The organism is Sinomicrobium halophytocola, assembly GCF_052983395.1.
In genome coordinates, this window is sequence record NZ_JBRKIT010000009.1 from 24271 (window position 1) to 40002 (window position 15732).

The following is a 15732-nucleotide window of genomic DNA, read 5'->3' on the forward strand; positions in this document are numbered from 1 at the left end:
AAATGTGTGATTATGAACAATAAAGTTAAGGTTTCTTTGATAGTATTTGTATGCGTATGTGTAGGGGGAGTAACATGGTATAATGCCACAGCAGAGGACGATGAAAATTTATCTCTTGTGGTTTCGATGAGTCAGGATTCAGTATCCGTTGAAAATACAGAGATTGGAGAGAATAATAGAACGAAGAGTGCAGGACAAAGGGCATCAAGGAATATTACAGTAGATGTAGCTCAAAAGGAAACTAATGTAAAATCCATGGTCGGTTTTTTACACTCTTTTAATAACGCCAAACCGGATCAACAGTTTATAGATAATTTGGAGCCTAAATACTGGAGAGTGGGAAAGAGTTCTTTACCTCCAATTATGAAACAAAGGACATTCAGTGGGATTAGGCAACAAAATGCAAAGCCAATACTTACATTGGGGAGTTTTTATTCTTATCCTAGGGAGTATAAAAATAAGAAATGGAGGGCTCCGGCGAGGAACGATAAGGGGTTGTTGGGAATAGTTGAAAAAATTTACCTCAAACACCGGAATAATGCTATTTATGATGTTTGGAACGAACCGAATCTCCGTGATTATTGGAGTGGAACTGAAGAAGAATTTTTTAAAGTATTTAAAACTATTCATGATAAGATACGATCCTTGCCCGGAGGAGATAAGGCTATAATATCCGGTCCCTCAATATCCCGTTTTGACAAACGGTATTTAAGTCGTTTTTTTAATTTTTGTATAGAAAATAATATCCGTCTAGATGTTATCAGTTGGCATGAAAACGAGAATAAAAAAGAACAGACCATTTACAAAGTAAAAGAAAATTTAGAATGGGCTCGGGAAAATTGGATTAACAATAATAAAAAATTAGGGGCAAAAAAAATCATTATCAATGAAATGATGGGAAATGCTTCCAAATACTCTCCTTCGGTGGCATTGTTGTTTTTTAAACAATTAGAAGATGGTGGAGCTGATGGAGCGTGTAAGGCCTGTTGGAGAAACAGCAATAAGAAGTCGGATTGCTTTAATAATTCACTGGATGGTCTTTTAAGCCAAAATGGTAAACCGCGATCTATCTGGTGGGCGTATAAATATTACGCAGAGAGTACGAAATCCAGATTACAGAGTGATAGTGATAGTCCGGAATTGATATCTTTTGCCTATAGTTCGGATAAAGGAATTAATGTATTGGTCGGGACCGGTAAGGGTAAATCCTTTTCAAATACATTTATTAAATTGAAAAATATAGGTTCTGAAACTCCTTTTTCTGCAAATGATAAAGTTAAGGTAGCGTGTTATAGTATACCTGATTCCGGTGATAAAGAGTTGGAAAAACCGATTTTACAGTCTTCCGATGAGGTTTCTTTTAGGGAGAATAGTCTTGAAATACTTTTGGACGACGTGAAAGGAAAATCTGTTTGCTTAGTTAAAATAACAAAGATTTAATGCAATGAAGTTTAATCAACGTCCCCCTATCTTCCTGTAGATGTCAAAAAAAGTTTTAGTATTTGAGTCATATCCCTTTTTTAGCGGAGCACAGCGTATTAGCTTAAACGTTTGTAAGATTCTTAAGGAGAATGGTTTTCATGTTACTTTATTGTCTGTAGATGACCGCTTTGGAAATATAGAAAAAAACTTTTCCGGCCATGTAGATGTATTTACGGCTATTAAGGCACATGATGTCTTGCTGAAATACGGGGATGAAGATTCGTGGTTTACCAAGAAAACCTTTCTTAAAGCATTGTTTGTGGGGCTTTTACCCTTTTATGTCAGAAGTATTTTTAAAATTAACTTTAGAAATTACGACTACCTGTATTGCTGCGATCCCAGAGGAGCCACCATGATGCTCGCTTCTGTGATTTTCTTTCGAAAGACCAGTGTGTTGCATTTTCACGGAAAAAATCGACTCCCAGGGAGACTTTCAAAGCTTTTTTTGAAAGTTTTTACACACACGCTTTGTGTAAGTGAGGACGTTCTCAAATCGCTGCCTGAATCGGGAAAAAAGAGGGTTTTATATAATGGTATTGATTTTGTACAATACCAGGAAAAGATAGACATATCAAAAGTGAGATCTGAAGCTGATGCATTGCTAAAAGATGATTCGTCAAAATATACGTCTTTCTTATATGCCGGACTCATGAAGCCCCATAAGGGAGTACATCATCTCATATACAGCTTTGTGAAATACCTAAAGACTACTCCGCAGGCAACGAACTCCGTTTTATTTTTATGTGGCGCTGCAAAAACTGATGCCGAAATTTCTTACCAAAAGCAATTGATTAAGTATTGTAACGAAAATGGATTAAGTGACCGTATCTTCTGGATGGGCTGGCGAAATGATATACTGGCCTGGATGAATTTTGCGGACTATTTTATGTTTCCGACGGTTGATAAAGAGAAAAATAACTTTAATGGATTTGGCGATTATATCGAATCATCCGAAGGACTTCCGACGGTGCTGATTGAAAGCTCTATTTGCAGCCTCTATAATATAGCCGCAGATGTAACCGGGGTGCGTGAAATAATTTCAGATAATCACAATGGAATTGTTTACGAGAGTAATGATTCCTCTGCTTTGTATAATTTGTTTTTAAAAATTCATACGGAAAAGCCCGGATTCATTGATTTCCCTAACAGGGAAAAATTTGCAATTGACACATTTGAACATAATATAATGGAAATATTTCAAGGCTCATGAAAAAAGCTTTTATAACCGATTGGTTGGATAAATATGGTGGAGCGGAACGCGTAGCAACTGCTATTAATGAAATTTTTGACTTTGATTATTACTATAGTTATGTCAATGTAATGACTGGGGAAAACCAGTTAAAAACTTTTGCAGGAAAAAGAGTTAAGGTTATTACATCTAAATTAATGACCAAAACTAAATTCAGGATGTTGATGCCTCTTTTTCCTTACATCGTAAAACTATTTAATAAGCAGACAGGTAAGAACAAAGTGGACTTAGTGGTAAGTTCGTCCTGGGCCATCAGTAAAGGCTATCGTGTGGGAGGGGAGATCCATGTGTGCTATTTGCAAGCGCGTAATTTTAAGTATGTGTGGGAAGAAGCTGACCTCTATTTCAAAGGCCCTTTAAAATTATTTTCTTTCCTCAAAGGTTATTTGCAAAAGTTCGATGTTGAGAGTGCTCAGAACCCGGATCATCTCATAGCTAATTCCATATTTGTGCAACAATGGGTCAAAAAACACTATAACCGGGATAGTGTTGTTATTTATCCCCCGGTGGACGTGGAAGACTTTACGATCTCAGAGGAGTCGAGTGATTATTATATTACAGTAGGTAGGCTTGAACCCTACAAAAGATTTGATGTTATTGTAAATGCTTTTTCCCAAAATGGCAAGAGATTAATTGTGGTCGGTGATGGCACACAAGCTTCAAAACTGAGATCAATGGCCACTTCGAATATCGAGTTTACGGGCTATCTCGATAAAAATAAAACACATGACTTGTTGAGTAAGGCAAAAGCTTTCGTTTATGCCGGAGTAGAGGATTTTGGGATTGTACTGGTAGAAGCGCATGCAACCGGTGTTCCGGTGATAGCATTTAAAGGGGGGGCTGCTGAAGAAATTATCAATGACACAAACGGGTTATGCTATGAACGCCAAACCGCAGAATCCCTCAACACCATGTTAGATACTTTTGAAAGTTCATCTTCCATTTACAATAAACAACAAATTCGAGAAACAGCATTGAAATTCTCTAAAAAGAGATTTCAAACAGAGTTCGGGGAATTTATAACTCAAGTTATCAAGTGACATCTATATGTTTTAATTTGATGGAGTAAGAAACAGTGCGGGATTAATTTGTATACCGGTCTGCCGATTGGCAGGGTCAAATATAATTCCCCGCCATCCTTTGGAGGGCGTTTTTTAATAGTAAATAAAAGATGATGTTGAAAGAGGGGGCTGGGAAAGGCTGACAACTTTTTTTCTTGTTGAAGGCCTGATAGGCCTTATTATTTCTCATTTCACTTGTTTTACAATTGTGATATACCGTTAACGAAGGATGCAGGCCGATACTCTGGTGTATTCTTTGGGTATTGTAGTACTTAAAATAATCCTGAACTTTCTATAACATTCCCGTCCGTCACTAACCTGTCGTAAGGTGTATATTTCTGTTTTTTAATGTTTTACATGGGTATGCGAAAATATATGATCAATGGCCTGTGCTTTACCACCTACATTGATCAAAAGCTGTGCAACGCAGGGAAGGCCCCATAATATGTTTACCCGGAGTGATGGTTATGCGCATTTTGTAATTATAATCGAATAAATTGTTTCTCAAAATAATAAGTACCGGGTTGCTGCGTTTTTGGAATGGATGTTTGGTTTTAATAAAACAGCCCGCTAAAAAAGTGCACATTTCAGGGAACGGATAGATTGAGCAATGGCCATGTTTATATAATGTTTAATTCATATGAAGGGGAAGATTGAAATAAGAAAATGTTTTATTTTAGCGGATAAATAGCTTTTCTAAGAAAGAAAAAACGTGTTAAAGTAGTGTTTAATCCTTATCTTCGCATAAAGATATATTGATCACAATATGGATAAACGGATCTGTAACGCTGAAATGGGTAAAAAAAGAGTTATAAGAGCAAATTTACGATATGAGACACTACTTTAACAAGTTGTTTTTGATCTCCTTTGTGGGGGATTTGACCATTATAGTCTTTGCTTTTTTCGGTACGCTATATGGCCTGGAGGGCCTTGATGATTTACCCTTCCAGATGAACCGGAAAGTTTTGTTGCTTATTCTCCTCGTTCTGGCCTGGTGTGTTTACGGAATATACAGCGGGTTGTATAAGGCGTATTACCAGAAAAAAATATTACCCCTTATACTTATTAAAACCTATAAGGGGCTGGCTGTGCAGGCCATGGTATTGTTATTGTTTTATTTTTTGTCGGGTTCTCTTTTGTTTTTGTCCAGGACATTTGTGTTGTTTTATATTCTTTTTCTGGGGATCGGTTTCACTATAGAAAAAATAATTGTAAACAAGGTAGTGGTCTATCTTCGCAAACAAGGTTATAACTTACGCAGGGTGGTGCTGCTGGGGGCCGGGGAAACCGCAAAACAGTTTTCTGAAATGTTCCGTTATAATCCGCAGATGGGCTATAGCGTGGTAGGTTATATGCATGCTGAGGAAAATGAGAACCTGGAAGAAGACTACCTGGGAGACCCGGATCACCTGATAGAGATATTAAAACAGCATAAACTCAATGAAATAATTCTTACGGACCCCAGGTACGGAAGGCAGCATGTAGAGGATATGGTAAAACTTATAGACCAGGCCGGCATCCGTATCCGGATTATTCCCGATTTTCACTACCAGTTCCACAACAGGTATGAGTTTAAATTTTTCGGGAATATCCCGACAGCTTCCCTGCGTAAAGAACCGCTGGAAGAACTTCCCAACCGTATGCTTAAACGGTTCTTTGATGTGGTGTTCAGTTTCCTGGTATTGCTGTTGATATGCAGTTGGCTTTTCCCTGTAATTGCTGTTTTAATCCGCCTGAATTCCAGGGGGCCTATATTTTTTAAACAAAAACGCCTGGGGCGCGATCAGAAAGAGTTCTATTGTTATAAGTTCAGGAGTATGTATGTCAACCGGGACTCCGATAAGGTCCAGGCGACCAAACATGACAACAGGATAACCCCGATAGGCGGATTTTTGCGGAAAACGAGCTTGGATGAATTGCCGCAGTTTTACAATGTGCTTTTGGGGCATATGTCGGTAGTTGGTCCCCGTCCGCATATGATGAAACATAATGAGGAATATAGCAAGATCATAAATAATTACCTGGTGCGCCAGCTTATACGCCCCGGCATTACCGGTTGGGCCCAGGTAAACGGCTATCGGGGTGAAATAGAATGTGAGGCGGATATCAAGAACAGGGTGGCCTGTGATATTTGGTATCTGGAAAACTGGAGGTTCTTTCTGGATCTGAAGATTATTTTTCTCACGGTGTGGAATGTTGCGAAAGGGGAAGAAAAAGCCTATTGAATCCAGGTAAGGACTATTCTATTAGAGAGGAGCTATTTTTCTCCAGCTCGGTATAGAGGTGTTTTACGTCCTGTGATCTTTCCTTAGTCAGGATGAGGTTGGCATCCGGGGTGTTTACAAAGATCACGTCACTAAGCCCTATGAACGAGGTATGCTTGTCCGTTCCGATAACCATATTGCCATGGGCATCGGGTTGATGCCCTTTTTCTTTGAGGAAATTGTACAGGGATTCGAAGGAGCCCAGGTCGGACCACCGAAAGTGAGACGCTATGACTTTTATTTTTTTGCTCTTTTCCATTACGGCGTAATCCACACTGATAGAGGGTATTTGTAAGGAAAGTTTTTTGTCCGGTAATCCGTTTTTATTGTGCTTCCAGGCCATTTCCGCAGCTTGGTATACATCCGTGGCATGCAGTTTGAGTTCTTCCAGGAACAGACCTGCTTTGAAGCAGAACATGCCGCTATTCCACAAAAAGCTGCCCTTGGATAAAAATTCCCGGGCGGTCTCCACATCCGGTTTTTCGCGGAATGACAATACATTTTCACCGCTGTATTCTATATAGCCATAACCGGTTTCCGGTTTCTCGGGTTTAATTCCAAAAGTTACGATATATCCCTGTTTTGCAATATGGATAGCCCTGTTAATACTTTCTTGGTAGAGGTCATCATCGTCAATGGCGTGATCTGAAGGCGTAACCAGGAGAAGGTCCTCGGAACGGGATGCAAATGCGGCAAAAGCGATAGCTGCAGCAGTGTTCCGGGGGGCTGTTTCTGCAATTGTTTGAGCATGTTTAATGTCCAGTCTTCGGACAGAAGCCTCGGATAGTGCCGTGTTATTCATATTTCCGACGATCAATAACTTGTCAGCAAAGGCCGTATTCCTCAGTATGGTTTGTTCGAGTAATGAAAACTCCGAAAACAACCTGATGTATTGTTTGGGCATAGATTTCCGGGACAGTGGCCAAAGCCTGCTTCCTACGCCTCCTGTGAGAATAACATGGACTACCTTTTGCATAAGTTATAAGTTTTGTTCATAAACGATATGTACGGTTCAAAATTGTGTAGAATATCCCTGTCGTCATCTGATGACGAATATATTTCTTACAAAAATAAGAACTATAAGAGAGATGGTGTTTAATTAATATTTATTTTTTGTAACCAAACTCTTTATTTTTTTAGGGTAGCTTAAAAATATTAGGTTTATTTTTGACATATTGGGAAAAGCGATTTTTGATCATAACTAATTAACGGTAAAAATAAATTTTTATCGAAAAAAAATCTTTATTTTGAGCGTGTAATACGATTCATTTTGAAAGAAATAACTTATGAAATTGTGTATATTGTTTTTTAAATGGTCCATATGTGAAGCCTGATGGAAATATTTAGATGTATGACATGTTTTAAAGAATTATAGGCGCATATTCACTACAAATATTATATTTGCAGCAATAATATATACGCTTTGCCATGTTTAACCGTTAAAAAAGTGAAGCTATAAAAGTCAGATGATGAGATTAAAACCTTTAGTGCAACGTCATACCCCGGTTTTTTGCATATTACTTTTAACTGTTCTTTTTATGGCTTCTTGTGCCAGCCGTAAAGAGATAGTATATTTTCAGGATATAGAGGAAATAGACAAGCTGGCCAGTGAGGTGGTGTATGACCCTGTGTTGCAGCCGGATGATCTCCTGACGATTACGGTCTCTGCTTTTGACCTGGAAACGGTGGCCCCCTTTAACCTGCCAATTGTGGCCTATATGGGATCAACCGGGAAAACTGCAGGCCAGGGACAGTATCAAACCTATTTGATAGATAATAAGGGGAATGTTGAATTTCCGGTAATCGGGACGGTGAAGCTGGGGGGGATGACTCGGAATGAAGCTGTTAATTTCCTGAAAAACAAAATAGCACATTATGTTAAAGACCCCATAGTTAATATTCGTATAATGAATTATAAGGTAACCGTGCTGGGAGAGGTTGCCAGGCCGGGATCCTATACCATTCCCAACGAACGTATAACGATCCCGGAAGCTCTTGGTCTGGCCGGGGATTTAACGGTGTACGGTAAAAGGGATAATATCCTCGTCATCCGGGATAAAAACGGGGAGAAAACGTATGCCCGGGTGGATATGACCAAAAAAGACATGCTGGAGTCTCCTTACTACTACCTGCAGCAGAATGACTTGATTTACGTAGAGCCCAATGGGGCACAGGTGCAGTCGTCTGCCTTTAATAGAAACTCTGCGGTTTATGTGTCTTTGGCCTCCGTAATCATAACACTCATATCCGTATTGACCAGATAATACCTATTTTATATGCAATCCGATCAAGAAATGAAGCCCATACACCCGGCAGGTGAAGATGATATCAATCTGCGCGATCAGCTGGAACCGTATCTCCTGAAGTGGAAATGGTTTGCCCTAAGTGTAGCGTTATGTGGTATAATAGCTTTGGTGTACCTGAAATACGCAACCGAGGAATACAGTATTACGGCAACTATTGTCATTAAGGATGACCAGACATCCGGGGGAATGTCTTCAGAAATGTCAGCTTTTGAAGATCTTGGGGTGTTATTTGGTAATAGTACCAATAGCGTGGATAACGAGATAGAGGTATTAAAGTCCAGGACCTTGATGGAGAATGTGATCAAGCAGGGGGGGCATAATATCTCCTATTTTGTAAATGAAGGAATAAAAGAGCGCGAGGTGTATAAAAAAACCCCGGTTAAGGTCAACTTTTCTATGCCGGATTCCGTTTTGTACCAGGTGGACACGACATTTACCGTAAAGATAGCAACGGAGAACCGTTTTGTTTTGATGGATGAGGACGGGGAAAATCAGGGAGAATACGATTTTGGCAAGGCGGTGCCCTCGGACCTGGGAAATCTTACTGTAATACCGCACCTGGAGTATAGCGAGGAGCCTATTGGGGAAGAGATTGTGGTGGTGGTCCGCCCCTTGGGTAAGGTAGTTCAGGCCTATCAGAACTGGATGGAAATAGGCCCGGTAAACAAAAACACCAGTGTTATAAGCCTGAGCCTGGACCACGCCGTCAAAGAGAAAGGAGAGGATATACTGAATGCCCTTATCCGGCAGTATAATGATGATGTTGTGGCCGATAAAAACCTGTTGTCCAAGAACACGGCGGATTTTATAGATGACAGGCTGAAAGTAATCGAAAGGCAACTGGGAGATGTGGAAAGTGATGCGGAGGACTTTAAGCAGGCCAATAAACTGACGGATATCAATTCGGAGGCAAATATTTTTCTCGGTACGTCCAGCGAGTACGAAAAGCAGATTGTAGTGGCGGAGACCGAATTGCAGCTTACGAATTACCTGATAGAATACCTGGATAAAAATAATAATAACGGGAGCCTTATTCCCGCAAACATAGGTGCGGAAGACGGTAATAGCGCCCCTATGATTGCAGAGTATAACAGCCTGGTACAGGAACGAAATCGTCTGTTGCGCAGTTCTACGGAAAATCATCCTACGATCATTAATCTGGACGGGCAGATTACGGAGATGCGAAGGAATTTGAGGCAAACTCTTGCCAACCTGAAATCTTCTCAAACCATCACGCTAAACGAATTAAAAAGACAGGAACAGTTTTTAAACTCTAAAATATCTGCCGTTCCGGAACAGGAAAGGGCGTATAGAGGAATACAGAGACAACAGCAAATCAAGGAAACACTATATCTCTACCTGTTGCAGAAGAAAGAAGAGACTGCTATTTCCCTCGCGGTAACCGCTCCCAATGCCAAGGTGATAGATTCCGCTTATGGCGCGGATCAGCCGGTGTGGCCTAAGAAGAAGATTGTCCTGCTGGGGTCATTTATCCTGGGGCTTTTGATCCCGTTCGGGATAATTTACTTAAAGGATCTGTTGGATACCAAGGTGCAGGGACGTAAAGATGTGGAAGGCAAACTTACGGTGCCTTTCCTGGGAGATATCCCCAAGTCCCTGAGCAATGAAGAGATTATTTCTATGGACAGCCGTACCAGTGCAGCGGAAGCCTTCCGTATTTTGCGGACCAACCTGGATTTTATGCTGGCCAATATAAGCGGTGATAAGGCAAGAAAGATATTTGTAACTTCAACCGTGGCGGGGGAAGGAAAGACCTTTGTGTCTATCAACCTGGCGGGAACATTGGCGTTGTCGGGTAAAAAAGTGTTGATTGTGGGTATGGATATCCGGAACCCCAAGCTTACGGAATATGTGGAATTCCCGCATTCCCGGGGGCTCACGAATTACCTTACTAACGGCGAAACATCTCTGGATGACATGATCTTTAAATTTAAAAAAGAAGGATTTGATCACCTGGATGTACTTACTTCCGGTACTGTTCCTCCCAACCCGGCAGAGTTGCTGATGGGTGACAAGATCGGAAAGTTGTTCGCAGAACTGGAAGAAAAATATGATTATATTGTTGTGGATACCGCCCCGGTAAGCCTGGTGACGGATACTTTGCTTATCAGCAAGCATGCGGATGTATTTGTGTACGTATGCCGTGCAGGCTACCTGGACAAGCGTTTACTGGTAATCCCGGAAAATCTCTACAGGGAAAAACGTTTACCCAACATGGCGATGCTGATCAATGATTCCGATTCCAAAAAAGGTTACGGTTACGGTTATGGTTATGGTTATGGCCAGGAAGTAAAACCCTGGTGGAAGAAAATCATGAAGAAATACAATTAGCGGAAAAATGTAAATATTTTTCTGTCTCTAAGCTCTGAAAAGGTTGTGTAATTGCACAGCCTTTTTGTTTTTTGGGAACCTTATAGAGAAAAAAGTCTGCTGTGGGCTTTATTTACCACAGAGCCTCACAAAGCAGGCACAAAGGAGTATAGGAATTAAAGTATAACCCGAAGATTTTTTATTTCCCGGTCCCGGGTTTCCTGATATATGTAAGATAGGTGAAGTCGTAATTATGTCTTTCGTCTTTGGAATGGTGTTCGGAAGCGGTTAATTCCCATTGTTCCGGATCGATTTCAGGGAAGAACGTATCCGCTTCAAATTCACCGTGCACCCTGGTCAGTTCTATTTTGTCCGTATAGGGCATGCCGAGGCGATAAATTTCCCCGCCACCAATAATAAAAGGCTGGTTGTCCTCTTTGGCAAGCGCTAAGGCTTCTTCGATGGAATGCACTGTAATACACCCCTCTTTTTTGTAATCCTTTTGCCTGCTCACTACAATGTGAACACGATTGGGCAGGGGCTTGGGGAAACTTTCAAAGGTTTTGCGCCCCATGATAATGTGATGCCCGGTAGTCAGGGTCTTGAAGCGCTTAAAGTCGTCCGGCAGGTGCCATACGAGGTCGTTGTCTTTTCCTAAGGCGTTGTTTTCTGCCGCAGCAGCTATTATGGTTACCATGCTTTTATTTTAATTAGCCAATTTGATGATTAGTAAATGTGATAATGTGCCAATGCTAATTATCACATTGACCAATTAACACATTTATTCCGTTTTATCCAGGTCGGAATTGAGGAATTCCTGTTCGACGTCTTTTTCCAGCCGGGCTATTCGTTCTTTTTGTTTCAGGATCAGCTTTTCACGCTGTATCTTTTCCCATTCCTTTCCCATAAACCGGTTGGTGACAAACACATTAAAGAAATGGATCACAAAGAAAAATGCCCAAAGCGTAATGGCCCAGACAAACCAGTTGTACTGTTCCCCGTACTTCAGGATTTTGTTGACGATGATAAGGAAAACGCTGCCTATGAGAAAAATGACGAAGTGGTAATACAATCTCCTTTTCTGTCGTATCCTGGCTTCTGCGTTCCTGAGAAGCTCGTATTGTTCCTCGTCTACCCTTTTGGTTTTCTTATTTCTGAATAACATAAGCATTATAGTTTTATAAGATGATCTGATATAAGCCCGATAGTCCGAAAACGTCACTGCGAGAACTAACATTTTGGCAACCGCATAAATTGAAATGATGCTCCTTCTGTCACCCCGAGAGCTAACGTTTTAGCAACCGCATCAATTGAGATGACGTATCTGTCAGCCCGAGCGTAGTCGAGGGCTTTTTAGTTCGAATGGTCTCTCAAAGAGGTCTCGACTACGCTCGACCTGACAGTTGTTTATGTGTTTGAAATTCAATTTTTATAAAAATGCGTCATGGGTAGCGAAAACATTCGGACAACCGCATAAATTGACAATGACATCTATAACATTTTTGTGAAACTCTGTGGGTCCTTTGTGTATCTCTGTGAAATAATTATGACACAAAATTGCACAAAGCATTCACAGAGAACCACAGAATAAAATATGTCACCGGTGGCAAAAGGACCGGTCTCAGGGCTTGACCATGACTCGTATGCCTATAGCAAATTTACACATTTTTTGATTGAAAAATCCTAAACTGCGGGTGGGTAAGATCAGTGAAGCGGATAAATGGGTGGGTAGTGATACCTGATAATTGCTATTTGTTCTTATTAATAAACAAAACCTTAGTACATGATAACTATTCAATTTCGAGGAAAATCAGGCTCCCTTTAGTCCCGATATTCTTATCGGGAGGGGTAAAACTGATTTTCCGGGAAACCAGGTTAAAACAATTTTGGTCATGTACTAAAAAAACAAACCTTCAAAACATGTCCCAAAACGGGAAAGATTTCTTCTGAAAAGTTCCGGCTCCGTGTCTCTCTGTGGAATTCTCCGTGCATCTTTGTGTAATAGCTCATAAGCTACCTCAACAAATGAATAACGAGGTGAGAAAATTAACAACTACTAAACTAAAAGGCTCCCGGGCTTTATATAGCGACCGCTCCTTTAATATGCGGATGCGGGTCGTAATCCGCAAGGGTGAAATCCTCGAAGCGGAAATCGAAAATGTTTTTAACATCGGGGTTCAGTATCATCCTGGGTAATGGCCTCGGTTCCCTGCTCAGTTGCAAATTTACCTGTTCCATATGGTTGTTGTATATATGTACATCCCCGAAAGTATGGATAAAATCCCCGGCTTCGTATCCGCATACCTGGGCCACCATCATGGTGAACAGTGCATAGGAGGCGATATTAAAAGGTACCCCGAGAAAGACATCGGCACTGCGTTGATAGAGCTGGCACGAAAGTTTCCCGTCTGCCACATAGAACTGGAAGAACGCGTGGCAGGGAGGTAACGCGGCTTTGCCGTGGGCTACGTTTTCGGCAAAAGACACCGAGGTGTCCGGCAGTACTTCCGGGTTCCAGGCCGTTACGATCATACGGCGGCTGTCCGGATTGTTTTTCAGGGTCGTTATGATTTCTGAGATCTGGTCGATATCTTTACTGTTCCAGTTGCGCCACTGGTGTCCGTATACCGGTCCCAGGTCACCCTTAGCATCTGCCCATTCATTCCAGATACGTACCCCGTTCTCCTGCAGGTACGAGATGTTTGTGTCGCCTTTAAGAAACCATAAAAGCTCATATATAATGGATTTGAGATGCAGTTTTTTGGTAGTTACCAGGGGAAAGCCTTCACTAAGGTCAAATCGCATCTGGTACCCGAAAACGCTCCGGGTCCCGGTGCCTGTACGGTCTCCTTTATCGTTTCCGTGTTCTAAAATATGTTTCAGTAGTTGATGGTATTGCTTCATAACAGCCAAAAGATTTCAGGGGTAAAAGTAGGGAATACGTTTGAACAGCCGGAAAATGCCTTACTAAAATTATTCATATTTTATCAACTTTTTTATAAGAGATTGAAGAAGATTGACGGGAGGTTGAATCCCTATAGCCATCGGGAGATTGATTTTAAGCATTTTAATCTCCTTAAATCTCCCGGCGTAGCCGGATCAATCTCCACTCAATCTTTTAGGCCACTAGCCGAAGGGATGAAACCTAAAACATTCTTAAAACCCCGGGGGTTGTGTGGAATAAGTTTTATTAAGTAAACCGAAAAGATTACTTTTGTGCGTTTTAGATGATTAAAATAATACGATGGATATAGTTATTAAACTGAGTCAGTTTTTATTGAGCCTTTCTCTTTTGATTGTGTTGCACGAGTTCGGGCATTTTATCCCGGCGCGGCTTTTTGGTACACGGGTGGAGAAATTCTTTTTGTTCTTTGATGTGAATTTTGCCCTTTTTAAGAAGAAAATAGGAGATACGGTTTACGGTATAGGCTGGCTGCCCCTGGGAGGATATGTAAAAATATCCGGTATGATCGACGAGAGTATGGATAAAGAGCAGATGGCGCAACCGGCACAACCGTGGGAGTTCCGATCCAAACCGGCATGGCAGCGACTCATTATTATGCTGGGCGGGGTTACGGTGAACTTTATCCTGGCATTTATCATATATATAGGCATCGCCTATGCTTATGGCGATTACTATATTAAAAACAGCGATGTAAAAGACGGTATCTGGGTGACCAACAGTGCCCTGGAAGATATAGGGTTCCGCACCGGGGATAAGCTGGTGTCTATAGACGGTAAACCGGTAGAGGATTTCTATGGGTCTACGGAGCGTTTTCTGCTCGGTAAGCAGGTGACCGTAGAACGGGACGGAAGTCAGGAAACGATAACCATGCCGGTGGATTTCATAGATCGCCTGATGCAGAGCAGGGAAGAAGAGGGGCGCGCCCCGATACTGAATTTGCGTATTCCGCTTATAGTAGCCCAGGTTCCCGAAGATTCTCCCAATACCGGGGTTTTAAAACCGAGGGATATCCTGGTGGAACTTAACGGGAAGAAAATTTCGTATGCGGATGAAGTCATCGGAAAATTAGGAGGAATGAAAGGGCAAACGGTGCCCGCAGTGGTGCTTCGAAAGGATAAGGAAGAAAAAATAGACCTGAAGATCAATGAAGAAGGAAAGATGGGGGTAGCTCCTGCGTCAGGACTCGGATTCCAGGACCTGGAACGATTGGGGGTATATAAAGTAAGCCGGGAAGAGTACAGTTTTATGGAGTCTATCCCCGAGGGGATAAGCAGGGGGAAAAACCGCGTGTTGAGTTATGGTAAACAACTGAAAATGATCTTTACTCCCGAAACCGGTGCGTATAAAGGCGTAGGAGGATTTAAGGCCATATTCGACCTTTTTCCGCAAACCTGGAGTTGGCAGGCATTTTGGGAAATTACCGCCCTTTTGTCTATCATGCTCGGCGTGCTGAACCTGTTGCCTATTCCGGCACTGGACGGCGGACATGTTATGTTCCTGCTTTATGAAATTGTATCCGGAAGAAAACCGAGCGATAAGTTCCTCGAGTACGCACAAATCGCCGGATTCTTTTTGCTTATGGCCCTGGTATTGTTTGCCAATGGTAACGACATTTACAGGTGGTTATTCAAGTAATTTTTCCTTCTAAAAAACCTTTTTTATTTGGTGCGAAAAATAAAAATAATATATATATTTGCACCCGCCTGGTAAAAAAGCAATAGGATGCATCCTTTACAATAAAGGATTTTCCGGGGAAAATGATTTTTGAAATAAAGTGCAGAAATTCCTCCTTAGCTCATCCCGATAATTATCGGGAGGTTAGCGCATCAGACTGTTAATCAGAGTCCCGATTTATCGGACTTGGTTCGAGTTAGAGAGATGGGGAATAAAATGTTCTTAGACGTAAAATATTGAAAATACCTTCCTCCTTAGCTCATCCCGATAGTTATCGGGAGGTTAGCGCATCAGACTGCTAATCAGAGTCCCGATTTATCGGACTTGGTTCGAGTTAGAGAGATAGGGAATAAAATGTTCTTAGACGTAAAATATTGAAAATACCTTCCTCCTTAGCTCA

The 15732-nt window shown here is 41.3% G+C and carries 11 protein-coding genes; 7 read left to right on the forward strand and 4 right to left on the reverse strand.

Annotation, left to right across the window (positions count from 1 at the left end):
• Positions 1-12: 12 nt before the first annotated feature.
• From ACVBDY_RS02165 to ACVBDY_RS02180, 4 genes are all read left to right on the forward strand, one after another.
• On the forward strand, positions 13-1440 hold the full coding sequence (locus ACVBDY_RS02165) for a GH39 family glycosyl hydrolase (protein ID WP_447173829.1): 1428 nt from the start codon (positions 13-15) through the stop codon (positions 1438-1440).
• Positions 1441-1480: 40 nt separating this feature from the next.
• Positions 1481-2692: a glycosyltransferase gene (locus ACVBDY_RS02170; RefSeq protein WP_447173830.1), complete on the forward strand. Its 1212-nt coding sequence runs from the start codon at positions 1481-1483 to the stop codon at positions 2690-2692.
• The gene (locus ACVBDY_RS02175) at positions 2689-3771 is read left to right on the forward strand and encodes a glycosyltransferase (RefSeq protein ID WP_447173831.1); all 1083 of its coding nucleotides are present in this window, start codon (positions 2689-2691) and stop codon (positions 3769-3771) included. The genes ACVBDY_RS02170 and ACVBDY_RS02175 overlap by 4 nt, the downstream gene beginning before the upstream one ends.
• Before the next feature lie 851 nt (positions 3772-4622).
• Positions 4623-6017, forward strand: coding sequence for an undecaprenyl-phosphate glucose phosphotransferase (locus ACVBDY_RS02180; protein WP_447173832.1), 1395 nt, complete (start codon positions 4623-4625; stop codon positions 6015-6017).
• 13 nt (positions 6018-6030) lie between these two features.
• Here the strand turns inward: ACVBDY_RS02180 and ACVBDY_RS02185 are convergent, their stop codons facing one another.
• On the reverse strand, positions 6031-7032 hold the full coding sequence (locus ACVBDY_RS02185; RefSeq protein WP_447173833.1) for a mannose-1-phosphate guanylyltransferase: 1002 nt from the start codon (positions 7030-7032) through the stop codon (positions 6031-6033).
• Positions 7033-7522: 490 nt separating this feature from the next.
• Here ACVBDY_RS02185 and ACVBDY_RS02190 point away from each other — a divergent pair, with 490 nt between their 5' ends.
• The gene (locus ACVBDY_RS02190; RefSeq protein WP_447173834.1) at positions 7523-8320 is read left to right on the forward strand and encodes a polysaccharide biosynthesis/export family protein; all 798 of its coding nucleotides are present in this window, start codon (positions 7523-7525) and stop codon (positions 8318-8320) included.
• A 12-nt stretch (positions 8321-8332) separates the two neighbouring features.
• A complete protein-coding gene (locus tag ACVBDY_RS02195; RefSeq protein ID WP_447173835.1) occupies positions 8333-10714 on the forward strand; it encodes a GumC family protein in 2382 nt (793 codons plus the stop codon).
• Positions 10715-10892: 178 nt separating this feature from the next.
• On the opposite strand, the gene ACVBDY_RS02200 is transcribed toward ACVBDY_RS02195, so the two are convergent.
• From ACVBDY_RS02200 to ACVBDY_RS02210, 3 genes are all read right to left on the reverse strand, one after another.
• On the reverse strand, positions 10893-11390 hold the full coding sequence (locus ACVBDY_RS02200; protein ID WP_447173836.1) for a dihydrofolate reductase: 498 nt from the start codon (positions 11388-11390) through the stop codon (positions 10893-10895).
• A gap of 84 nt (positions 11391-11474) precedes the next feature.
• On the reverse strand, positions 11475-11858 hold the full coding sequence (locus tag ACVBDY_RS02205; protein WP_447173837.1) for a 2TM domain-containing protein: 384 nt from the start codon (positions 11856-11858) through the stop codon (positions 11475-11477).
• Positions 11859-12772: 914 nt separating this feature from the next.
• Complete coding sequence (locus tag ACVBDY_RS02210; protein ID WP_447173838.1) at positions 12773-13597, reverse strand: thymidylate synthase; 825 nt, start codon at positions 13595-13597, stop codon at positions 12773-12775.
• Positions 13598-13937: 340 nt separating this feature from the next.
• Here ACVBDY_RS02210 and rseP point away from each other — a divergent pair, with 340 nt between their 5' ends.
• Positions 13938-15293 carry an RIP metalloprotease RseP gene (rseP, locus tag ACVBDY_RS02215; protein WP_447173839.1) on the forward strand — a complete coding sequence of 452 codons (1356 nt, stop codon included), beginning with the start codon at positions 13938-13940 and terminating at the stop codon, positions 15291-15293.
• Positions 15294-15732 lie beyond the last annotated feature (439 nt).

Excerpts from the sequence above, each read along its gene's own strand:
- ACVBDY_RS02165 (WP_447173829.1), top strand. The coding sequence starts at position 13 with ATGAACAATAAAGTTAAGGTTTCTTTGATAGTATTTGTATGCGTATGT.
- ACVBDY_RS02170 (WP_447173830.1), top strand. The coding sequence starts at position 1,481 with ATGTCAAAAAAAGTTTTAGTATTTGAGTCATATCCCTTTTTTAGCGGA.
- ACVBDY_RS02175 (WP_447173831.1), top strand. The coding sequence starts at position 2,689 with ATGAAAAAAGCTTTTATAACCGATTGGTTGGATAAATATGGTGGAGCG.
- ACVBDY_RS02180 (WP_447173832.1), top strand. The coding sequence starts at position 4,623 with ATGAGACACTACTTTAACAAGTTGTTTTTGATCTCCTTTGTGGGGGAT.
- ACVBDY_RS02185 (WP_447173833.1), bottom strand. The coding sequence starts at position 7,032 with ATGCAAAAGGTAGTCCATGTTATTCTCACAGGAGGCGTAGGAAGCAGG.
- ACVBDY_RS02190 (WP_447173834.1), top strand. The coding sequence starts at position 7,523 with ATGATGAGATTAAAACCTTTAGTGCAACGTCATACCCCGGTTTTTTGC.
- ACVBDY_RS02195 (WP_447173835.1), top strand. The coding sequence starts at position 8,333 with ATGCAATCCGATCAAGAAATGAAGCCCATACACCCGGCAGGTGAAGAT.
- ACVBDY_RS02200 (WP_447173836.1), bottom strand. The coding sequence starts at position 11,390 with ATGGTAACCATAATAGCTGCTGCGGCAGAAAACAACGCCTTAGGAAAA.
- ACVBDY_RS02205 (WP_447173837.1), bottom strand. The coding sequence starts at position 11,858 with ATGTTATTCAGAAATAAGAAAACCAAAAGGGTAGACGAGGAACAATAC.
- ACVBDY_RS02210 (WP_447173838.1), bottom strand. The coding sequence starts at position 13,597 with ATGAAGCAATACCATCAACTACTGAAACATATTTTAGAACACGGAAAC.
- rseP (WP_447173839.1), top strand. The coding sequence starts at position 13,938 with ATGGATATAGTTATTAAACTGAGTCAGTTTTTATTGAGCCTTTCTCTT.